The following is a 22,841-nucleotide window of genomic DNA, read 5'->3' on the forward strand; positions in this document are numbered from 1 at the left end:
ATCTCCCTCCGCGCACCGGACACGCTGGCCGCGAACTACGCGCTCACGCTCCCCGCCGCGACCGGATCGACGGGTCAATTCCTCGCGACCGATGGTGCCGGCAATCTGTCGTGGGCGACGAATCCCGGCGGCACTCTGGGTTGGGTCCAAGGTGGAAACTCCTTCGGTCAAACCGGAACGCTCGGTACGAACGACAACCAAGACCTCGCCCTTCGCACGAATGGCACGACTCGCCTGCACATCACGAATAGCGGTTACGTGGGGATCGGTACGACTTCGGGCACTCACGCTCTGAACGTCAACGGCAACATCAACCTAATGAATGCCACCGACTCGATCCGTCTCAATGGCAATGCCATCTTCAGTCGCTACCCGGGACAGTGGGGACATATCAATACTTTCATCGGCACCGAACGCCCGATGTCGTCCCTGAACACCGCCATGGCTTGGGGAAATTTGGCCATCGGCTACGATTCCGGGAACAGCCTGACCCTCGGCGGAGGAAATACTTCCGTGGGTATCTACTCTAGCCGGAACGTGACGGATGCAATCAACAATACGGCAATCGGATTCTCTGCCCTATCGGGAACCGGCGTCGGAAGTGGCAACACCGTTATTGGTAGCCATGCGTTGAATAATAGCACGAATGCAACCACCGGGGGGAACACCGCGGTGGGAGCGCATGCTTTGCACCAACTGACCTCCGGTGTCGATATTACGGCGATCGGGAACTCCGCCGGCTACGATCTACAAACCGGTGGTCACAACCTGTTCATCGGACGCGGAGCCGGAGCGGGCCTTGTCAATGGTGCGAGAAACATCTTTATCGGCAGCAGCAATTTGACCGCACCGACCGGTACCATGAATGATTTCATGACCATCGGTAACCTCATCTACGGTCGTTCGATGACGGGCACCGGGACGACGTCTGCTGGACGCGTCGGTATCCGCACCGACGATCCACAAGCCGTCTTGGATGTTTTCGGAACCGGTGCCGACTCCGCGATGCTCATTCCTCGAGACACCACGGCAAACCGCCCCACGGGCGTCGATGGAATGATCCGTTACAACAGTCAAACGTCGAAGTTCGAAGGATTCCAAGCCGGCCTTTGGACGGACATGATCGCCTCGGGTGCCGGAACTCTAGGCTGGGCCCAAGGTGGAAACTCCTTCGGTCAAACCGGAACGCTCGGTACGAACGACAACCAGCCCCTCGTTTTCGAAACGAATAACGTCGCGCGGATGACTCTCGGCACGAATGGTTTCTTGGGTATCGGCAGTATCGCTCCGATCAACGGCCTGACGATTGGCGCAGCGAACAACCCGGACCTTTCAGCGATCAGCGTAGTGAATACCGATTCCTCGACGGCACGTTATCCCAGCGTCGTCGCCGTAAACTACATGGGCTCCGCGAACTTAGGGCACCCGATGCTCGCCGTCGTGAATTCTCGAGGCAATTACGGCGGACCGGCACCGGTTGTCGCGGGCGATACTTTAGGAGCACTCGAGTTCCGCGGTCGTCTGGCGAACTACACGGAGCTTCCCGGCGCGGGAATCTTGGGCCTGGCCGAACAAAACTTCGCCACGGGCGTCGCGGGCTCCTATCTGAGTTTCCGGACGACCAACCTGAACGCGGGAGCGCTCTCCGAGAAAATGCGGATCACCGCGAACGGGAACGTCGGAATCGGTATCACTGCGCCGTCGGGACTTCTGCATGTAGAAGGTGGCGAAATCATCGCCGGCCCCGTCGCCACTGGCGCGGGCAACTCGGGTCGCCTGCAACTGCGTGAATTGGCCGCCAACGGGACAAACGGCGTCTCTTTACGCGCCGCCGACGCTATGGCCGCAAACTATACCCTGACCCTTCCCGCCGCCACCGGTACTTCGGGACAGCTCTTGATGACCGATGGTGCCGGTAACTTGGGCTGGGCGACGAATACGGGCGGAACTCTCAACTGGTCGCAAGGTGGAAATTCCTTCGGTCAAACCGGAACGCTCGGCACGAACGATAGTCATCCTCTCGCGCTGCGCACAGCGGGCACCACACGCATGACGATTAACTCGGGCGGTAGCGTCGGGATCGGCACCGACACTCCTGTCGCCACTCTGAACGTCAATGGTTCGGCCCAAATCGAACGAAGCTTGACTGTCTATAACCACAGCGCCAACGTCTATTCCCCGAACGGAAGCGCGATGGCTCCGGAAGGCGGTGGGCATTGGTTCTACAATCCTTCGGCCACCGCCGGGGCCGCATCGAGCCTCATTATCGGTTCAAGGAACGGAACCGGCTACAACCACGCCTATCTCGGCGCGGTCGCACCGGCGTCTGGATATACCCCCAGCATCGTGATCGGCCAACAGACCGCAGCGACCACTTACGCCGAACGTCTGCGGATCGATGCGAACGGATATATGGGTCTGGGCACCACCGCTCCCAGTGGACGCCTGCACGTCCGCAATACCGGGACCACGATGCCCTCGTTGTCGACGGACACGGAGATTATCGTACAAAACAACTCCGGAGCCAGCAGTCAGGCCGGCATTTCGATCATTGGTGGAACCACCGGATATTCTTCGATCGCGATGGGTGACGGTGCCGCTCAATACCGGGCTTGGATCGGTTCGGACAACGCGAACAGCGCGCTCCGCTTCGGCACCGGCCTCAACGAGCAGGCCCGCATCGCGGCGGATGGAAAAATGGGTCTCGGCACCGCCGTCCCGACCGAACTTTTACACCTATCGGGCGGAAATATGTTGTTGAGCCCCGTTTCGGCGGGCGCGGGCAACACCGCACGACTGCGGATGCGCGAGCTCGTCGCAAACGGCTCGCATGCGGTCTCGCTACGCGCTCCGGATTCGATCGCGGCGGATTTCACGCTCACGTTGCCCGCCGCAACCGGAAGCTCGGGACAATTGTTGACGACCGATGGTTCCGGCAACCTGGGTTGGGTCAACAACACCGGCGGAACCCTCAATTGGTCGCAAGGTGGAAACTCGTTCGGACAGACCGGGACTCTTGGCACGAATGATAACAACGCCTTGGCGTTCAGAACGAACAACAACACCCGCATGACCATCACCCCCGGCGGAGCGGTCGGGATCGGTACGAGCAACCCCGACCAAACACTGACCGTCGAGGACACCACTTTTGTCGGCATCAGCATCAAGGCGACGAACGGTTATACTCACGCCTTCCCCGGTCTCAACATCGATGCCTACCAAGGCGGGAGCTTCGCGGGGCATCCCCGCATCAATTTCTTCAACGCGCGCGGTTCGGAAGCTTCCACGAATCCGACGCCCGCCGGTCTCCACCTAGGTGTCGTCAACTTCATGGGATACACCGGTTCAGATGCGGAATTCTCCTCCGCGATCTACGCGGTCTCCGACGCCACATTCACTGCGGGCAGCAGCCCCTCGTCACTGGTCTTTACAACCACACCCTCGGGATCGACGAGCTCGACAGAGCGGATGATCATCAAAGGCTCGGGGAACGTCGGGATCGGCACCACCGCGCCTTCAGGACGTCTGCACGTCGACGGCGGCGAGATCATCGCCGGCCCCATCGCCGCGGGCGCGGGCAACTCGGGTCGCTTGCAGCTGCGCGAGCTCGCCGTGAACGGCACGAACGGGGTTTCGCTCCGTGCCGCCGATACGATGGCGTCGAACTACACCCTGACTCTTCCCGCCGGTACCGGTACGAACGGTCAGATTCTGCAGACCGACGCGTCCGGCAACCTTTCGTGGGTGACCAATTCGGGCGGAACAACCAACTGGGCGCAAGGTGGGAACTCGTTCGGTCAAACCGGAACCATCGGCACCAACGACAACCAAGCGCTCGCATTTGAAACCAACAACAACACCCGCATGTTCATCAACAGCGGCGGTAGCGTCGCGATCGGAACGGGCACCCCCGAAGGCCTGATGGATGTGCGTGGGATGCTGTCGATTGGACCTTCACATTCGGGAATAAACAACCCCAACTCGGTGCTCGTGGCGCGCTCGCCGGATACATTCAATCCGCACTTCATCCTGGAGAAAGTCGGCCAAAACACCGGCGGATTCGCGCTGGACAACAACAACTTCATTATGGCCTCCGAGATGGCGGACATCACCTTCCGCACGGGCGTAAATTACCAGGGTGATTATACGACGACCGGCAGCGAAGTCATGCGTATCAAGAACAACGGAAACGTCGGTATCGGCGAGACCGATCCGGACGACATGCTCCACATCTCGGCGGCGCCGGGAGAGAAGGCCCGCGCCCGCTTCTCGGCGTGGGGTGGAATCTATCATCGTCACTACTCGATCGGTACGGACGGTAGCACCTCGACGATCGACCCGCCTTACTTCGACTTCTCGATTCGCGACGAAGACGCGGGCCAGGACCGTCTGACGGTCGCCTGGTCGAGCGGTTACGTGGGGATCGGCGAAATCGATCCCGACGAGCGCCTGCACGTGAACGGGAACGTCTTGGCCACGGCGTATCTGTACAGCTCGGACGTGCGTTTGAAGAAGGACTTCGTGCTGTTGGATCACTCCCTCGAAAAACTTCTGGAACTGGAGCCCGTCACGTATCGGTGGATCCATCCGCAGAACCCCGAGGCCGACCGCGAGCAGATCGGTTTGAAAGCGCAACAGGTGCGCGACGTCTATCCGCAAGCGGTCCGCGAGGACGATAAAGGTTTCTTGCGTCTGGATTACCCGGCGTTGATCGCCCCCGTCATCAAAGCGATCCAAGAGCTTTACTACGAACTCGTCGGAGTGAAACGTTCGATCGCCTCGAAAGCCGAGCAAACGGACGTCGACGCGCTGAAGGCCGATAACGAAGCCAAAGACCGCGAGATCCGTCAGCTGAAACAGGAAAACGAAGCGATCAAAGGCTGGATCTGCGCGAAAGATCCGAACGCCGAGCTCTGTCGCTAATTCGCAACCCCTTTGACCGTGCTTTCCGTCGCGGCCGTCAGGCTCTGCGACTCGCGCTTCGGCTCGACGAGCGGCGCGGGTTTGGGAATCGCGTTTCCGTACATGAGCTGACGTCCCGCCGTGAAGCTCTGCCCGCCCGACGCGATGTCGAGCTCCATCCGCTCGCGGTCCCGACGACGGATATCCGCCGAGACCAAGGTGACTTCATCCTCACTAACGCCGATTTCCAAAAGTGCATGCTCCCCGAGGAGCATCGCGGATTCGAAAGTCTCACGAATCTGGTAGTCGACGCCTTCCATGATGAGCTCCCGCGCCGTGACCCGATCGTAGGCACGCACCAGGGTTTTCGCTTGGGGGAACTCGCTTTTCACGAGCTCGACGACTTTTTTCGTCGTCTCTTTGTCGTCGATCGCGACGATGATCGCGTCGGCGGTCGCCGCGCCGGACGCCCGCAAGACGTCCAGACGTGAGCCATCCCCGTAGTAGATTTTGAAACCGAACTCGCCGGCAGAGCGGATCATGTCCGGATCCGCGTCGATGATGGTCACGTTCACGTCGCGCGCCAACAGAAGTTGTGAAACGACCTGCCCGAAGCGGCCAAAACCGATCAACAGAACGTTCCCGGTTAATCCCTCGGCGACGTCGAGCCCCGACGCATCGACCGAACCCGTGGGTCGCAGTTTCTGGAACACCAGAACGACCAGCGGGGTGAAGGCCATCGAGAGCACCACGATCGCCGTGAAGTTCGCGTTCGCGGCGGCATCGATCACGCCTTCCGCGGCGGCGGCGGAATACAGCACGAAGGCGAACTCCCCGCCTTGCGCCATGAGCGTCGCCCGATCCAAGGCTTCGGCGTTCGACGATTTCAGGAACCGTGCGACGCCGTAGATCGCGAGCCCCTTCACGAACATCATGGCGATCACGCCGCTCAGAATCAGCAGCCAGTTCTCGCTGACGACGTTCACATCGAGCGACATCCCCACGCCGATAAAGAAAAGTCCGAGCAAAATTCCGCGAAAAGGTTCGATGTCGGCTTCGATCTGGTGACGGAAGGAGGACTCGGCCAGCAGCACGCCCGCCAGGAAAGCTCCCATCGCCATGGAGAGTCCCGTCATCTGCATCAGCAGCGCCGCCCCCAAAACCACGAACAACGCGGCGGCGGTCATGACCTCGCGCGCTTTCGCCAACGCGAGAATCCGGAAGAGCGGATTCAAAAGCCAAACCCCCGCCGTGACGAGCGCCGCGATCGCGCCCCCCGCGAGTCCCACGGAAGCCCAGCGCGACGTCGCCTCGGACATCGCTTCAACGGGCGACATCAAAACGACAAGCGCGAGGAGCGGCACGATCAACAGATCTTCGAACAGCAGAATCGAAACCATCTTCTGCCCCGCGGGCAAATTGAGATCGCCGCGTTCGCCCAGAAGCTGCATCACGATCGCGGTCGACGTCAGCACGAAGCCCATGCCGCCGACGAAAGCGGTCGCGAAGTTGAAACCGAATGCGAGCCCCACGCCGGTCAAAAGAAGTGTGCAGATGAAAATCTGCAATGAGCCCAATCCGAAGATATCACGCCGCATTCCCCAAAGATGCGAGGGCTGCATCTCTAGACCAATGACGAAAAGGAACATGACCACGCCGAGCTCCGCGACGTGCAACACCGCTTGGGAGTCCGAAAACCAACCGAAGCCGAAGGGACCGATGATCAACCCGGCGCAAAGATAGCCAAGGACGGAGCCTAAGCCGATGCGGCGGAAAAGGGGGACCATGACGACGGCCACGCCCAGGAGCGAGACCACTTTGATGAGATCGGAGGCATGTGCTTCGGCGGCCATGAACGCGATTTCAACCCGTTTTTACGGGGTCTGTCACTCAAAAGCCATGGGGTGGGTGCGAGCCGAGCAAGTACACGAGCTGTAGCTCCACGCGGTTGTCGACCACGGCGGCGACGCCCCTTTGGGTCAAGGCTTCGTGAACCAGGCCCCCACGCAACGTGGAGTACTCCCCCGCCCGGTAGGTGCTGTTCAAGGTGAGGGCATAGTCGAGATTGTCGCGCTTCTCGTCGACAAGCTCCCAACGGCGGTTGAGTTCGCTGAACAGATCGGCGCGAAGACCCGAAGACAGGCGGCGGTTCCAAGTCCGTTGATAGTAGAGATAGGTCCCGGCGTGAACGGACGCCGCCCCAAGCTCCGGAATCTTATTGCGGTAGTAGGTCTCGGTTTGGATAAGGTGTTTCGCGCGGCCGTGGGACATTTTCTTCCAGACGAAGTCCACTCCGGTGTGCCACACGCGTTCACCGCTGAAGTCCGTGTAGCCCCAGTAGTTGAGTCCCGTCCGCGAGTCGTCCGTCGCGACTTCTCCACGCAAGTAATGCACCGGTGCCAGTGGACGGCGGCCCAGTTGATCGCAGTGCCCGTAGCAGTAGCCGTTGGTCACGCCTGCGGTCAGATTGAATGTCTCGTTGAAACGGTGTCGGACTTCGGCCCCGGTATCCATCGCCGCCTCTTCCGCGAAGAACTGGCGGTGCACGCGCGGAGCTTCGGTGAAAAGCCATTCATGCTGATGAATCTGGTTCAAGCGGCCGATTCCCAGCAGGAATTTTCCGACCTTCACCTCGGTATTTTCCCAAAGGTAGTCGTTCGTCCGCAGATAGGCCTCGTGCACGTCCCACAAAAAATTTCCGCCGTGGCTGTGTCCCGCGAAGGTCAACGTTCCCTCGAAATATTGATCGACACTTCCCGAAATACTCAGCTCGGCGGAACGAATACGCAGTCGATTTTCATCCACTTGATTTTGATCAGAGTGCACGGGCAAAAAAAGGTCCGCCGCGCCCAGAAAATTCAGGCCGTCGAGACCGCCGCCGCCATGATCATGACCTTCGTGTCCGTCTTGAGCCAACAGCGCGAGTGGAAAAAACAAGATCAGAAAAAATAAACGCACGACCTAGCCACCATCCTTCGGCGCGCCTTGCTTGAGGCCACACAGGCGGACGTTTTCGAGATCCAGAAATTGCGAAGCGCCCAGCCCCTTGCCGGGAGTGCCGACGGTGTCGCGACCGGAATCCATGATCAGACGATCTCCGTCATAGAAAAGAAGGTGCGCGTACTGCCGATGAGCTTCGTCGTGATGGAAATCGAGATTGAAACGAACTTCATCCCGCGCCAACAACGTTTGCAGCGACGTCAAGTCCGACCAGCTCTCGACCGCACCTTGAGCTTCGGTCTGAATCTGTACGCCCGCGGACGAGCGTGCCAGATCCAAGACGAAGGCGTTTTGGCCGTCGGGCTGCGCTTGACCGATAAAACGCACGCGCGCCCACGACTCCCACCGAAAATGAAAATCGAGATTGAAGGAATCGCTGACCCCAGCCCGATCGGGAAGACGTAAGCGCCCCTCGCCGATCAGGCAGTTCTCGACCAAACGAAAGTGCCCATGGACCACGGTTAAGACGGGTCCGTCGGCGAGGCGAAGCGTCGCCCCCGACGCCAATCCGTCCTCCGTTCCCTCGCCGGGACGCTTTTGGCCGTCGGGCTTTCCCAACGGATTCTCGGCGCGCGCGATAAGATCCAGATTCGGACCTCCCGCACAGGCGGTCAAAAGCAGAGCGAAGGCGAGGGGCAACGCGCGATTCACGGCTCGTTCGCTCCGACGTTGCGCTGACGATGGCAGTCAATCGCGGCGCCGTGGTAGTGGCAGCTCAGGAAAGACGTTTTCGTACCTTGCACGCGCACTTGCATATCGCGTCCGTCTTGCCAGACCTTCAGTGCCGTTACGTCCGCGAGATTCTCCACGCGTCCGTCCAGTAGGATCAGCGATTGTTTCGCTCCTTCAAGAAGTTCTTCAATTTTGAAGGAACGTGCGGGCGCGGAGTAATCGACCGGGGCACGCGATTCGAGATAGTTGCAATGCGCAGCCGAGTCATGCAGATGGCAATCGTAGACTTCAGTGCCGAGCTGACCGTTCGGCTTCACTTCGTAGATATCGAGGACGGCTTCGTCCTGTTGACGTGTCCATTGAAAGCCCAGAACTTCGTCACCGACCTCACGCCCTTCTTCGGTACGGATATCAGAGCGGAACTGCGTGAACGCTCCCGCCCACAGCACTTCCAACTCCTCAAGACCTGCGGGCTCTGCCGCCTCACCTTGACCGTGCGCCATCACCAAGGACGAAAAACCAAGAACGCTCGCCATTACGACCGGAAAGAACTTTTTCATGGACCTGACCTCCAGGGCCCCCGGTTTAAAGGGACGATCGGTCCTTGTCCAGACAAATGCAAACCACTTGCATTTGCGTGCCAATCCCATTAGGTCCTTGTCCCATGAGCCCCCGCCCCGTCCTTTTCGACCTTCAAGACATCACCCTCTCCTACCAAGGAAAACCGGCGCTTCACCATTTCTCGACGACGTTCCGGCAGGGCGAAATGTGGGCGGTCCTCGGACCCAACGGCTCCGGCAAAAGTACATTGCTACGGATCTTGGCCGGTGAACTCACGCACTGGGAGGGGCGACTGGAACGCGCGGACCTTCGGTCCCGACAGATCGGATATCTCGGACAAACCGCGCTTCTGAATCAAGACCTGCCCGTCACCGTTTGGGACGTCGTCAGCCAGGGCCTTGCTCCCGAGATGAGTTTCGGATTGTGGATGAGTGGGCGTCGCGCGGCATCGGTCCACGCACGCATCGCCACCGCGCTGGAAGCCATGGCGCTGACCGACTTGCGCGACCGCGTCTGGACCCATCTTTCGGGCGGCCAACGCCAGCGCGCCTTAATCGCGCGGCTGCTCGTACAGGATGCGGACGTGCTGCTTCTGGACGAGCCCATGAACAGCCTCGATGAAGCCAGTCAGCTGCGTTTACTGGAGCTTCTCGGAGAGCTGAATGCCGCCGGCAAGACCGTGATTTGCATTTTACATGACGAAAAGCTCGCCGCGCGCTTCTTCCCGCTCACGCTCTTGATGCAAGCCCGGTCGTCGGAAAAAACCTCTCCGACCGAGGTGCGCGCATGATCGAGCTTTTCTTCACTCCTTTTACCGAACTCGATTTCATGGCCCGGGCGCTCATCGCCTCGATCGCGATCGCGATCGTCGGCGCACCGGTGGGGGTGCTCCTCATGTTCCGCCGCCTCTCGCTGGTCGGCGACGCCCTCGGACACGCCCTGCTGCCGGGAGCCGCGTTCGGCTACCTGATGTGGGGACTCTATTTTCCGGCGCTCTTCTTCGGCGGCTTGATCGCGGGTTTTACGGTCGCGGGACTCGCGAGCCTCGTCGCGCAAATCTCCCCCCAGAAGGAAGAAAGTTCGCTCGCCTCGATGTACCTCCTTTCGATCGCCGCGGGAGTCGTTCTCGTCAGCCGGTCGGGAAGCTCCGTCGACCTCATGCACTTGTTGTTCGGTTCAGTGCTCGCCCTCGACGAAACGACGCTGTACATGGTCCTCGGCGCGAGCTTGGTGACCCTTCTCTTGTGGGCCTTCCTGGGCCGGCTTCTTCTTTTCGAAGCGCTCGATGCCGCGCACTTGGAGCGCCTCGGTTATCCGGTCCGGTGGATTCATTTCTTGTTTTTGTTCATCGTCGTCCTGACACTCGTCACGGGGTTTCAAGCCTTGGGAACCTTGATGGCCTTGGGTCTCGTGCTTCTACCTTCGGCCGCCGCACGCTTTTGCGTCGACTCCTTGCCAAAACAAGTCGGCTTCGCCGTCGCGTTTGGCATCCTCGGAAGTTACTGCGGGCTTCTGACTTCATTCCATTTCAATTGGCCGAGCGGGCCGGCGATCGTTCTCAGCTGCGGGGCGATCTATCTGGCCGCATTGGTCTTCGGCCCCGCGCACGGCTTGTGGGCACGTCTACGCAAACCACGCCACCGCCCCCACCCCGGGATCACGATCCGCACGGGCGTCGTCGTTGCGCGCGATGAGGTGAAGTCATGAAGTTCGTTGGCTCATTGCTCCTTCTGGTCCTCCTCGCACCGGTCGTTCGGGCGGCCCCGATTCCCGTCGTGACGAGCTTCTCCATTTTGAAAAATCTGGTCGAAGAAGTGGGCGGCGACGCCGTCACGGTCAAAAGCCTGATTCCCGCCGGCGCCGATCCGCACGGTTTTCATCCACGCCCCTCCGACGTTCTCGAGATCAAAAAAGCGCGTCTCGTTTTTTTGAGCGGCTGGGGGCTTGAGCCCTGGGCCGCCCAACTTTGGAAGTCCTCCAAATCGACCGCGACTTTGGTGGAAGTCTCGGACGGATTGAAACCGCTTGCCGCCGAGTCGGGCTTGGACCCCGCGCATCTCCATGGCCATGATCACGACCATGACCATCATCAACACGGCCCCAATGATCCGCACTACTGGCACGATCCCGCGCGCGTCCGCCAAGTCGTCGCGAAGATCGCCGCCAAGTTGGCCGAGGTCGAACCCACGCGCACGGCAGAGTTCAACGCCCGCGCCGAGAAACTCAACGCCCGGATTCTCGAAATCGAAACAGCCACGCGCACGGCCCTTGCGGGTCTTCGTCTGAAAGACCGCGTCGCCCTGTCGCCGCACGACGGCTTCAAGTATATGGGCGATGCTTTCGGCGTGCGCTTCGTCTCGGTCATGGGCGTTTCGACGAATGAGGACCTGAGCGCCGAGCGACTGGCGGGACTGCAGAAGATGCTGAAAGCCGGCCGCATTCAGGTCGCCTTCTTCGAACGGGGGCATCACGAGCGAGCGTTGCGGACCGCCCTTTCGCAAAGCCAAATCCCCACGGAAACTCTCGACGGGGATTCGCTGGGCGAGCAAACGAAAACCTATGTCGAACTTCTCAGATCGAACACCGAAAAACTCGTGCGCGCTTTCGCGGCCGCGGCCTCTTCCAAGGTGACTCCATGAGCGCGCAGGTCAGCTGCGCCGCCCGCCGTGAGCTGCGCGCCGAAGAACTGCTTAAGAAATCGGGCCTGAAGGTCACCGACATTCGTATGGGGTTATTGACCCTTTTGCATTCAGGTCGACACCCCCAATCGGCGGAAGATCTCTATTCACAACTCCCGGCCTTGTTGAAGAAACTCGGCTCGCGCAAAAGCGCGGACTTAGTCACGGTCTACCGCAACCTGAAGAGCTTTCTGGACGCCGGATTAATTCAAGCCACCGAGCTCGGCACGGGACGCAAACTTTACGAGTGGCTTGATCAAAGTCATCATCACCATCATGTCGTCTGCCGCGATTGCGGGCGTGTCGACGTTCTCGAGATCTGTGGCCTAGATCAGCACTTCAAAGACATCCGCAAGTTGGGTTATGGCGACCTGACTCACCGCCTGGAATTTTTCGGCGTCTGCGCGACTTGCCAAGAGAAGCGCGTGCGCGAGTCCCTCGGGTCGGCACGGATCACCGAGCTTCCGACGGCACTGCCGCAACGCGGACCCACGCGCGCGTGATCGCTTGACCCTTCGGGATCCCGCTCCGACAATGGGGGCGAAAGCGAGGCTTCACATGAAACTGCAATCACTTCTCTTAGGTAGCGCACTGGTTCTCGGCCTGTCGGCGGGCGCGCACGATCACAAACATGAAAAGGGTCACAGCCACGGCAAACACGTTCACGGCGAAGGCCGCATGGATGTCGCGTTCGAAGCGCTGAAAGGCGAGATCGACTTCAAGATCAGCGCGGACGTCGTGCTCGGTTCCGAGAACGCGCCGAAAGGCGCGAAAGCGAAAGCCGAAGAAAAAATGAAGCTCGACAACTTGGTCGCCAAGTTCAAAGAGAGCGTGAAATTCGAAGGCGCGACTTGCACGTGGAATAAAGTCGAAGTCGACGTCGACCGCCACAAAGTCGGCAAAGTCGAGCACGCCGAAATCGAAGTCGAAGCGGACGTCACCTGCGACAAGTCGCTCAAGGGCGGAAAGTTCGTCGTGGATTTACGCGCGCACTATCCATCGCTCAACAAAATCGAAGTCCAAATCGTCACGCCCGAGCTGCAAAAGGGTGGCGTGATCGACGCGAAGACCAACTCCATCGACCTGAATTAACTCCGGTTTCCGGGCCTGGCGGGACTATCGGTCCCGCCCGACGTCCCCCGACGCCCGAGACGACGCGAGCGCGCAGGCCTGCCGACACAATTCGGCCTCAAATCCGAAGAACAGTACGAGGCGATCCGCCTCATCCGGCGTAAACCAACCGTAATCGAGAATTTCATCCGGCGCCGTGATCCGGACACCTTCAGCGCCGCCCGCGAACCAAACCGCATAGAAGTGATCGACACGGTCCGGGCGCTCATTCGTGCGTAAATGCGGACCGATGGTCAACCCGGCCGCGAACGTCGCGCCGAACTCTTCGCCGAGTTCGCGTAAAAGGGCGGACCGATGGTCCTCGCCCGGCTCGATGCCGCCACCGGGCGTGCCCCACTTCCCGCGATCGAGGACCTGACGCTCGTCGTGTTGAACGAAGAGGCCCCGTTGGGAGTCATGAATAAGAATCGCGCGTACGGCCTGTCTCATCGCGGACGATCCTACCCGCGCGAGTGTGGAAAGATACGAAGATCAAATCAATCGCGCATGGCGTTCAAAACGAGACACACGCGCGCACTAGTTTGACAGCCTTCCAACTATTGAAATTCGCTCCCCGTCTCATGTTGACGCAAAACCAAAGTCTGAATTCACAGAATTTCAGATCGGGTGAACAATGGACCCATGGAACACATCACAAATATGAAAAAGCGGGTTCTGTTGATTGATGACGAGGTCGTCCTTCTGTCGGTGCTGGAGCGCTCGCTCAGCTCGGACTTCGAAGTGAAGACCGCTAGCTCGGGCCTGGAGGCGCTGTCCTTGTGTCAGCAGAACCGGTTCGACATCCTGGTCATGGACGTGAACATGCCCGAAAATGACGGCTTCCAGACGCTGTCTCGAATTCGGACACTGGACCACTACAAAAAGGTCCCGGTGCTGTTCTTGTCCGGTCGAGGCGAGATCGACTCGAAGCTCCTGGCCTTCGACTTGGGCGCCCGCGACTATATGTTGAAGCCCGTCCATACGAAAGAGCTCAAAGCGCGCATCAAGGTCCATCTCGATAAGGCCGCGGCGACCGAAGTCGCCGAGGACACCATCATCGAAGGACCGATGGTCCGCTTCCACGTGGGCGAGAACCGCGTGTTCCTGAAAGAGACTTCGACTTTTGTTGATCTCACGAAAATTGAGTGCGGCATCTTGCGCATTTTGATGGAGAACCCCGAGAAGGTGATCTCGCGCGAAAAGCTGCTCGAGACCGTTTGGGGCGATGAGCTGAACGTTCTGCAGCGGACGGTCGATGCCCACATCAAAAAGATCCGCAAGAAACTCGGCGTGGTCTCGGATCTGATCGAGTCGATCCACGGCGTAGGCTATCGCTATACTCCGCAAATCCGCCTGAAGGTCTCGGCGTAACCGCCGCCATCCTTCGGAAACGCAAAAGCCGGTGGTCTTCCACCGGCTTTTTTATTTTCTAATTCTCTTTGGATTCGCCCGCGATCGACAAAGCGGGAACGAACAGATCGGGCGCCACCACGGAACCGCCGTTTTCATTCAAACGGTTCGAGGCCGCCGTCACGGACTTCATGAGTTCGAACACATTCCCGGAAATCACGAACTGCTCGAGCGACTGCACCTTCTTGCCGTTGCGGTAAAGCGCGCCGTAAGCCGGCAGCGAGAAATCACCGGTCATCTCCTTCATACCGGAATGAAATCCCGACTCTTCCGTGATGACCACGACTTCCGGAGCCATGTTGACGAGCTCTTCAAAGGTCTTCGTACCGGGAGCGACCACGAGGTTCGAAGGGGCGATATCCATCCCCGCCCGACCGCGAACCGCATTTCCCGTCGAGGGCAGCCCCAACTTGCGCGCGTAGAAGGAGTTCGTCAGATAGTTTTCCAGGATGCCGTCTTTAAAGAGCGCGGTCTGCTGCGAAGGCGTCCCCTCCGCGTCGAACGGACGCGAGCCCGGCAGTTCGGAAGCGAGCGGATTATCGGCGATGTTCAGCACCGGCGAAAGAACCGCGCTCCCTTTCTTGTCCTTGAGCATGCTCGTGTTCTCGTCGATCGACTTCGCGGACAAGTGATGTCCCAAAATCGAAAGCAACTGCGCCGCCACGTCGTTCGTCAGCACCGCCGGCACTTGACCGGTTTTGGGCTGGACCGCGCTCAAAAGATCCAACGCGCGGGTCGCCCCTTCGTGGGCGGTCTCTTTCAGCGGAAGATCCTTCGCCTCACGACGGAAGAAGCTATGGTAGCCCGACTTCGACTTGTCGCCCTCTTTCGCCAGCGCGTAGGAGTAGCCCGAAATCCCGCTCGACTGGTAACTGCGATCCAGCCCCTTCGAATTCAAAAGCCGCGTCTTGCCGCTTGAAAGCGTCACGCCCGAATAGGGCACATTCGAAACCCGCTGATCCAGATCGAGCGCCTCTTGCTCGAGAGACTCGGCCCACTTCAGGCGCTCCGCGATCGGCACCTCTTCATAATCCGAGACGAAGAGTTTCACGTCGGGATAACTCGCGGCGGGAGCCACGAGATCCTCCGGCTCGCCGCCTTGATCAAGATCCTTCGCCGACTGAAGGGCCGCCGCGAAACACTCCGCGAGAGACTCGGCCGACAGATTCTCGGTCGTCGCGATGCCCACGCCCGAACCTTTCAACACCCGGACGACCGCGCTGGCCGTCTGGTCCGAGGAGTACTTCTTAAGTTTACGATCTTGATACGTCGCCGAGAACTTGTCGCCCTCGCTGACCGTCATCTCGACTTGCGCTTGGGCCGCCTTCGCTTTCGCTGTCAGATCGCTGAACACTTGAGTGATGTTTTGCTGTTGGCTCATGCGCGACCTCCCACCAGAATCTTCGAAACCAGAAGCGGCGGTTGCCCCACGGCCGCGGGAATCGAACCGCTGACCGATCCGCACATACCCGCCGACAATTTCAGCTCGCTGCCGACTTTCGTGATCTTGCCGAGCGCATCGATCCCGCGACCGATCAGGCTTGCCCCTTTGATCGGCGTCGCGATCTTACCGTTCTTAATCAGATAAGCTTCCTGAATCGAGAAGTTGAAATCGCCCGTTCCCGGCGAAACCGAACCCCCACCCATATCTTTCGCGTAGATGCCGTAGTCGACGTCACGGATCATTTCATCGAGCGAGCTCGTACCGGGCGCGATGAAGGTGTTCCGCATCCGCGAGGTGGGCGTGAATTTGTAGTTCTGTTTACGGCCCGAACCGGTGACTTCCAACCCGGTCTTCTTCGCGCCGAGCTGGTCCACCATGTAGGACTTCAAGATGCCGTTTTCGATGAGCGTCGTTTTTTGCACCGGACGACCTTCGTCGTCGTAGCTGAGCGAACCCCAGCCCCCGGCGATCGTGCCGTCGTCGATCGCGGTCACGCAGCTGTCGGCGACCTTTTCGCCGAGCTTCCCGCAAAAGACCGACGCATTGTGCGCCACCGATGTCGTCTCCAGACCGTGGCCGCAAGCTTCGTGGAAGATCACGCCGCCGAAGCCGTTATCGATCACGACCGGAAGCTCGCCCGCCGGCGCGAAGTCGGCCTTCAAGAGCGTCAGCGCGGAGTCCGTCGTCTGCTCGGCCCACTTCTGACCATCCATCGCTTTGAAGAACGAGGGGTTGTCCACCGACCATTCGTTTTTGTGGTAGCTCTCTTTCTGCCCTTGATCATCGACGAAGACCTCAAGGAACACCCGGTAGTTCGTGCGCTTGTCCGTCACGTAAACGCCAAAGGAGTTGGCGATCTGCACCTCTTGCATTTTTTCGAGCATGAGGGGCTCCGTCTGCGTCACCAGGCTGGAGCGCTTGCGGGCCGCGGTGTCCAGACCGCGCATGAACTGGAACTTCTCTTGGCGGTCGGCGACTTGCGCCAGATCCCCGTGGGCCATGTAATCGAAAGGCTTTGCCGGAGCGTCGCCGAGTTTCACGGGCGTGACTTTCCGCTCTCCCTCGGGACGGGCTTGCGCGGCTTTTTTCGCCGCCTTCACGAGCCCCGCTTCGGTCAGATCGTTCGTGGTCACGTGGATCTCTTCCAGGCCGAAGTGCACGCGCACCCCCGCACCATACTGACGACCGACCGTCGCACCTTTGGGTTTACCGTCGATCATCGACAGCATGGAGCTGCTCGAGTCCTCCACGAAAACTTCGGCGAAATCCGCGCCGGTGGCGAGCGCCTGATCGAGGGCTTTTTCAATCCACGATTTGGGCACGATTTCGCGCGCGATCACGGGATTTTTCGCTGCAGTAGCTGAGGACACGAGACCTCCTAAAGTTGATAAAAGGTTGTCGCAAATCCGTCGGAAAAGGTCAAACTTGTGGACGGTGTTTCCTTCCCTGACGCGAATCCGCCGAGCAGTGTCGAAGTTCACGGACACGTTGTGAAATGTGGGTCTCACTTTCCGCAAAAGCAAGGTCGCGGCTTTGAAGTTCGCGGCGGTGAATTTATGATGAACGTGAACGGTGGATGGATTCACCAACGGAGTTTGTCATGGATGATATCAGATTGACTCGCAACGTCCTGGGCCCCTGGACAGGACTGTTGGCACTGACGCTGCCCCTGATGGCCTGCACCCCGAAGACCAACCTGGAGATCAGCGCGGAATCCCTCGCGCCCCAGGGGCAGCCGTCAAAGCGTGACATGAACGCCTTTCCCTTAAACAAAACCGTTTGCGACCCGTGGTCAGGCGGAGCGCCGGACACAAGCCAAAATGGCGTCCGCGCCCGCCTCGCCCACCGGTCCTCCGGCCAACCGGCATGGACCCGCTCCTCGGACTATCTGGACCATGGGTCCGCCTCGGGGCGCAGCCTCTTTTTCTCGGACCTGAACGTGCCGACGCGTTTGTTCCACCAGGGATTCGCGACGGAAACGAGCTCCGTCGTGACCGATGATCAAGGCGAAAAGTTGATCGAGTATTTCGGCATGGGTTTCAGCTCCCAGATCCGGCTCGCCAGCGAAGACCCCGCGGGGGACTACGAGTTCGCCCTTTTGTCCGACGATGGTACCACGATGCATATCGGGACCGATGGCCAAAGAAAAGTCCTGATCGACAACGAAGGCGATCATCCGACGCGGATGGGTTGCGCGAACGATCGCGTTTCGCTCCAACACGGACAGGGGCTCGACATGGATATCACTTATTTTCAGGGACCGCGAATGCATATCGCGATGATGTTGATGTGGAGGAAGGTCGACGCGGCCACACGGACCGAGCCTTTATGCGGAACCTCGGGTAACGACGCGTTTTTCAACCCCGACGACAACTCGAAACCGAACTCGAACTACAAGAAACTTTTGTCGCGCGGCTGGGCCCCCGTACCGGCGCGGAACTACTTTCTCCCGGGACAAGCGGTTTTCAATCCGTGCGTCTCCGGCGAAGAGTTGACCATCACCGGCGGCGCCATCGTCGAAGTCTCCAGCTTCCAAGCCGAGATCCAATGGCGCACCTCACGTCCCGCGACATCGCAGGCCCTCGTGCACCGCCTCTCAACGGGCGACCAGTACCTGACCGACTCGGATCAAATGTTACGTTCCGCCCATCAACTTCGCATCGAAGGACTGGAAAGCGGCGAGGACTACGATATCCAGCCGGTCTCCGTCGCCGAAGACGGCGCCAAAGCCCTCGGCGAAAAAATTCGAATTTCGACCCCTTAAACCCCGATTTGCCATGTAGGGGAAGTCCACTCCTACCTTGTGATCGAGACCCCATCCTCGATTGCATCAGCCCGCACCGGTTCTGACCTGCCGGTGCGGGCTTTCTTTTTGCGTCAGCGCATGAACGGCAGAACCGGTTCGGGCGGCGGCTCCTCCGGCGAAACCCGATTGCGCCACCACGCCGACCGCGTCCTTTCGCGCTGATAGGGAATGATTCTCAAGCCTTCAAGCTGGTTCAACAGCACGTAGTCGCGCGCGATTTGGTAACCCCGGCGACTCTCCACCACCCTCGTGAAGGGACGGAAGTCGAAAAATCGTTTCTCGAGTTTCTGGCTCCCACAAAGGCGTTTGACGAGTGTCCCCGTGAAGACCCGATTGAACGCCAATAGATAGCGGCGATGATGAAAGCGCACGAGCATGTGGAAGTGATTTCCGCAGATCCCTACCTCGTGAACACGCAGACCGTAACGTTTGGCCATTTGGCGAAGCGTGCGGTGAAGAATCACCCGTGAACGCGGATGTAGAAAACTGGTCGGCCCCTTCGCGGAGGACGACTTGAACACCATATGCAAGGCGTGACGACTGGAGACGGGCCGCGCCCCTCGCCGGTCGCGACGGCGGCGTAGCGTGCCGCCGTAGGCATTTTCACGCCGAAGTTTCAGAAACGGGAATCGCAATTGGGAGTGTCGGCTCATACCCGCCAGAACTGCAAGCGGCGGGAAATCCTGAGCGGCATCGAGGCCCTGACAGAGCCCATGACGCGTCCGGAATCCGGGCCTCCACGACACGCCCGGGGCTGGTTGGGCCATCGGTCCTCTCGCCGCACGCGCGCTCCGCGCGGGAGCGAAGCGAGGACCGATGGCCCCACCACACCACCACACCACCACACCACCACTCCCCCGCCGCCGCCCGAAAACGAAGAAGCCAGCCCCGATCTCGGGACTGGCTTCGCGGATTCAAGATTCAACTGTCGTCGGCGGGACCGTTAGTCCTTGTGGCAGTCGGGACGGATCGATTTACCGTCGAACTTCACGTAGACGACTTTCTTCCAGTGGTTCTGTTTGCGGACTTTCCAGTAGTAGTCCATGCACGAATTGACGTCCTTCTGTTGGCTCGTGCTGTACGACCAATCCGAGAACTTCACTTCGCACTTCTTCAGCTCCAACCGGTAGATGACCTGGCGGTCGTACTCGACCAATTGAACCGTTTTGTCCGGATACTTCTTCTCGGTGTCCTTCCAGAACTTCTTACAAGCATCGACCGAGGGTTCCATCGAGGTCACCGACTCACCCGTGGTGGCGACGACTTGGCAAAGCTTCAGCTGTTCATCACCGAACGGACGGTATTTTTCACCACCGCTCAACGGCGACGAGTAGATGGGCTGCGAAACTTTGAATTCGCAGAGACCCTTCACCTTCAGATACCAAGGCGTGTTGTTATCCAGACCTTGGAACTTCAGCTCCACCGTACCTTTCGGAACGACCACCCGGAAATCGCGAATCGCGCTTTCGATGGGGCGGCTGCCGTACCCGGCGGTCAGACACTTGTTCTCGACGTCTTTATGCGTGCTGATCAAACACGGCTCGAAGATCACCTTCGACTGGCCGTTCGCCAGTTTCGCGGTGATGCGCGCCGAGTTCGCCGCTTTATAAGTCGCGTAGTCCAAATCGATCTGCAGATCGCCCGACGTTCCGGCCGAGTTCGCCGACTTCACGACGATCGTCTTCGAAACCGGGACGTTCCAGATCTCGGCGCCCGATTGGCACGACGGCGGGAGCGTGCTCGCCAAACGAGGCCACAGATCCACGAAGAACGACTTGTGAGCGCCCTTACGGCAAACGGGGTCATTGCCACCATCGCCGTCTTTAACGCACACGCCGTTCTCGAGGTGATAACCCGAGTTACATTTATTGGGAACGCACGAACCGTAGCCCGAACCGTCGGCCTTACAGACCTTCTGGCCGCTGCCGTTCGTCACCGAGCACGACTTCACCGCGCCGGGATCACACGCCGTGACTTTCCAGAGGTGATTCGCCTCAGCGAAATTACCCGCTTTGTCCGTCACGCGAACGAAGAACTGATAGTTCCCCGCGCCCAATCCCGAATAGTCCTTCGGCGAAGAGCAACGCGCGTAGGTCGAGCCGTTCAACGAACACTCGAAACGATCCACGCCCGAGCCGACATCGCTTCCCTCGAACACCAGGCGCGCCGAGCCCGACGACGTCATGGCCGCAGGACCGCTGACGATCCGCACGGAGGGCTTCGTCTTATCGACGCAAGCGTTCCCCACGGCTTCATAACCCGCGGGACAACTGAGCTTCACGCACTGACCGTTCTTCAGCTCATATCCGGCATCGCACGAACTGGGTACGCATGAACCGTAACCCGATCCGTTCGACGAACACTTCTTGGTGCCCGTTCCGTTCGGCACGTCACAAGGCACCGTCGAGTTCGGCGTACACACATTACCAATGGTCCATTTGATATAACGCGACGACTGATTGCCGGCGTTATCCACCGCGAAGATCGCGATTTCGTGGAATCCCACCGCCAGGTTCGAGATCCTCAGCGGACTCACGCAGGGCGAGTGCGCCTTGCCGTCCAAACGACAGGTCACCGCTTTCACGCCCGAACCGACATCGGTCACCGTGTAGATGACTTCGGCGCCACGATCGTTCGAATCTTGCGGACGCTTGGTCACGTTGATGACCGGCGGTTCGCGATCGACGCACTTGCCGTTTTCGAACACGTAGCCTGCGTCGCAAACTTTCGGGACGCAGCGATTGCCATCGCGGACGTATCCATTGTTACAAGTCGTGGGTTCACACGAGCCGTAGCCCGAACCATCCGGCTTACAGACCATCGCTCCCGCGCCATTGGCGATCGGGCACGACAGGGTCTCGCCCGGATTACAGGTCGAAACGGTCCACTGAATGGTCTTCGAGGCCTCGTTCCCCTCGACATCACGGGCCGTGATGACGAACTGGTGGAAGCCGGGAGTCAGGTTCGCCAAGTTCACGGGGCTATCGCAAGCCGCGTACGCCGCTCCGTCGAATTCACAGATCGTCGCCGCCAGATCCGAATCACGATCTTCCACCGTGTATTCGATCAAAGCCGTCCGCGACGGACCGTTGGTCGGCTGCTTCGTCACCTTGATGATGGGAGCGGTGCGATCTTTACAGATCCCCCCCACGAGTTCGAAGCCGCGTTGACAAGGATTGTTGTCATCGAAGGGCACGCAGACGTAAGCGCCCGCGATGATCGCGTTCAGGTAAGTCCCTTTCGGGCACGTGTAGTTCCAATCGGGAGTCGAATGCGGGTTACAGATCGGCTGGTTGCCGACGAAGCCCATCAAGAATTGGCCCTGGCCGCAGGAGCCGTTCCACTTATGATCGGGGGTGGGGATCGTGGTACATGCGTAACCTTGATCCGAAACCGCGGACAGGTACTCGCCGCCGGGGCAGTAGTAAACGAGGTCACGTTCGGGCGTATTGCCGCACAAAACCGCGTTCGCCGACTGGTTCACGGTCATTTGACCGCCGTTACAGACCGCATCCGGATGCGGAGGCGGCATCAGCGTTTGACACACGATTTGTCCCGCGGTCATACCGACAATGGCTTGACCCGACGGACACGATTGCGGGGTCGGGAACGGCAGAATGATCGTTTCGCAAATCGGCTGACCGTTAGCGATACCACGCAACTGCTGACCGATAGGACACTGATACGAACCCGGAGGAATCGGCGGGGGAGGATTCAGCTCCGCGCAGACCGGCTGACCATTCACGACACCACGCAGGTATTGTCCCGGAGGACAATCGTAATTCGGACGCGAGCCGGGCATCCGGATACACGTCAGAGCGCCGTTCGAAGAGTAAGACTCAAGCTCACGATTGAAGTCGCAAACCGGAAGGAGCGGATCGCGATCGCTAACGAGGATACAGCGAGCCCCACCGCCATTGTCGTAGCCGTAGAGATATTGGCCCACGGGGCAAACTTGGCCCCCGCGATCATTGATATTCACGCAGATGACGACGCCACCGTTCAGACCGATAGCCGCCTGGCCCGCCGGGCAAACGGCGTCGACCGGGACTTCGTTTCCTAATGATTGGTTGAGCCCCGGTTCACCCGAGAATCCCATCTTCGCTTTTCCGCAGTTTTGGAATCCGAATAGGACGATGTTCCCCACCAAAAATAAGGTGAAGAACGTCATAAACGAACGCGTCGTCTTCAAAGATGCCTTAATCCCCACAGGTCCCCCAAGAAAGTCTTATCGATGGACGAAAAACTTCTGCATTCA

The 22,841-nt window shown here is 59.5% G+C and carries 17 protein-coding genes; 8 read left to right on the plus strand and 9 right to left on the minus strand.

Annotated elements, in window-relative coordinates; genetic code table 11:
* On the plus strand, positions 1-4,923 hold a 4,923-nt coding region (locus KF767_04780; GenBank protein MBX3017181.1), incomplete at its 5' end, for a tail fiber domain-containing protein.
* Here the strand turns inward: KF767_04780 and KF767_04785 are convergent.
* The 4 genes from KF767_04785 to KF767_04800 are packed head-to-tail and all read right to left on the minus strand — an operon-like array spanning position 4,920 to position 9,134.
* On the minus strand, positions 4,920-6,755 hold the full coding sequence (locus KF767_04785) for a monovalent cation:proton antiporter-2 (CPA2) family protein (protein ID MBX3017182.1): 1,836 nt from the start codon (positions 6,753-6,755) through the stop codon (positions 4,920-4,922). The two genes, KF767_04780 and KF767_04785, sit on opposite strands and share 4 nt — an antisense overlap.
* A gap of 37 nt (positions 6,756-6,792) precedes the next feature.
* Positions 6,793-7,860, minus strand: coding sequence for a hypothetical protein (locus tag KF767_04790; GenBank protein MBX3017183.1), 1,068 nt, complete (start codon positions 7,858-7,860; stop codon positions 6,793-6,795).
* A gap of 3 nt (positions 7,861-7,863) precedes the next feature.
* Entirely contained in the window at positions 7,864-8,553 is a 690-nt protein-coding gene (locus tag KF767_04795) for a hypothetical protein (protein MBX3017184.1), read from the minus strand.
* Positions 8,550-9,134 (minus strand): hypothetical protein, encoded by a 585-nt coding sequence (locus tag KF767_04800; GenBank protein MBX3017185.1) that lies wholly within the window; start codon positions 9,132-9,134, stop codon positions 8,550-8,552. Before KF767_04800 ends, KF767_04795 begins: the two co-directional genes overlap by 4 nt.
* A gap of 104 nt (positions 9,135-9,238) precedes the next feature.
* Between KF767_04800 and KF767_04805 the strand changes: the two genes are divergently transcribed.
* Genes KF767_04805 through KF767_04825 form a run of 5 tightly spaced genes read left to right on the plus strand, consistent with a single transcriptional unit; the run spans position 9,239 to position 12,905 of the window.
* Positions 9,239-9,925 (plus strand): ATP-binding cassette domain-containing protein, encoded by a 687-nt coding sequence (locus tag KF767_04805; GenBank protein ID MBX3017186.1) that lies wholly within the window; start codon positions 9,239-9,241, stop codon positions 9,923-9,925.
* Entirely contained in the window at positions 9,922-10,842 is a 921-nt protein-coding gene (locus KF767_04810; GenBank protein MBX3017187.1) for a metal ABC transporter permease, read from the plus strand. Before KF767_04805 ends, KF767_04810 begins: the two co-directional genes overlap by 4 nt.
* Positions 10,839-11,774, plus strand: a complete 936-nt coding sequence (locus KF767_04815; GenBank protein ID MBX3017188.1) for a zinc ABC transporter substrate-binding protein — start codon at positions 10,839-10,841, stop codon at positions 11,772-11,774. The genes KF767_04810 and KF767_04815 overlap by 4 nt, the downstream gene beginning before the upstream one ends.
* Complete coding sequence (locus KF767_04820; protein ID MBX3017189.1) at positions 11,771-12,316, plus strand: transcriptional repressor; 546 nt, start codon at positions 11,771-11,773, stop codon at positions 12,314-12,316. The genes KF767_04815 and KF767_04820 overlap by 4 nt, the downstream gene beginning before the upstream one ends.
* Positions 12,317-12,371: 55 nt before the next feature.
* On the plus strand, positions 12,372-12,905 hold the full coding sequence (locus tag KF767_04825) for a DUF2796 domain-containing protein (protein ID MBX3017190.1): 534 nt from the start codon (positions 12,372-12,374) through the stop codon (positions 12,903-12,905).
* Between the two features lie 24 nt (positions 12,906-12,929).
* Here the strand turns inward: KF767_04825 and KF767_04830 are convergent, their stop codons facing one another.
* A complete protein-coding gene (locus KF767_04830; protein MBX3017191.1) occupies positions 12,930-13,373 on the minus strand; it encodes an NUDIX hydrolase in 444 nt (147 codons plus the stop codon).
* 192 nt (positions 13,374-13,565) lie between these two features.
* On the opposite strand from KF767_04830, the gene KF767_04835 reads away from it, so the two are divergent.
* Positions 13,566-14,294 carry a response regulator transcription factor gene (locus KF767_04835; GenBank protein ID MBX3017192.1) on the plus strand — a complete coding sequence of 243 codons (729 nt, stop codon included), beginning with the start codon at positions 13,566-13,568 and terminating at the stop codon, positions 14,292-14,294.
* Between the two features lie 58 nt (positions 14,295-14,352).
* Here KF767_04835 and KF767_04840 read toward each other — a convergent pair whose 3' ends face one another.
* Both KF767_04840 and KF767_04845 read right to left on the minus strand, forming a co-directional pair.
* The gene (locus KF767_04840) at positions 14,353-15,714 is read right to left on the minus strand and encodes a TldD/PmbA family protein (protein MBX3017193.1); all 1,362 of its coding nucleotides are present in this window, start codon (positions 15,712-15,714) and stop codon (positions 14,353-14,355) included.
* Positions 15,711-17,006, minus strand: a complete 1,296-nt coding sequence (locus KF767_04845; protein MBX3017194.1) for a TldD/PmbA family protein — start codon at positions 17,004-17,006, stop codon at positions 15,711-15,713. The genes KF767_04840 and KF767_04845 overlap by 4 nt, the downstream gene beginning before the upstream one ends.
* A 371-nt stretch (positions 17,007-17,377) precedes the next feature.
* Between KF767_04845 and KF767_04850 the strand changes: the two genes are divergently transcribed.
* Positions 17,378-18,541: a hypothetical protein gene (locus tag KF767_04850; GenBank protein MBX3017195.1), complete on the plus strand. Its 1,164-nt coding sequence runs from the start codon at positions 17,378-17,380 to the stop codon at positions 18,539-18,541.
* A gap of 113 nt (positions 18,542-18,654) precedes the next feature.
* On the opposite strand, the gene KF767_04855 is transcribed toward KF767_04850, so the two are convergent.
* Positions 18,655-19,236, minus strand: coding sequence for a hypothetical protein (locus tag KF767_04855; protein MBX3017196.1), 582 nt, complete (start codon positions 19,234-19,236; stop codon positions 18,655-18,657).
* 290 nt (positions 19,237-19,526) lie between these two features.
* A complete protein-coding gene (locus KF767_04860; protein ID MBX3017197.1) occupies positions 19,527-22,793 on the minus strand; it encodes a hypothetical protein in 3,267 nt (1,088 codons plus the stop codon).
* Between the last annotated feature and the right edge of the window lie 48 nt (positions 22,794-22,841).

It is taken from the genome of Pseudobdellovibrionaceae bacterium (genome assembly GCA_019637875.1).
GTDB lineage: Bacteria > Bdellovibrionota > Bdellovibrionia > Bdellovibrionales > Bdellovibrionaceae > JAHBUW01.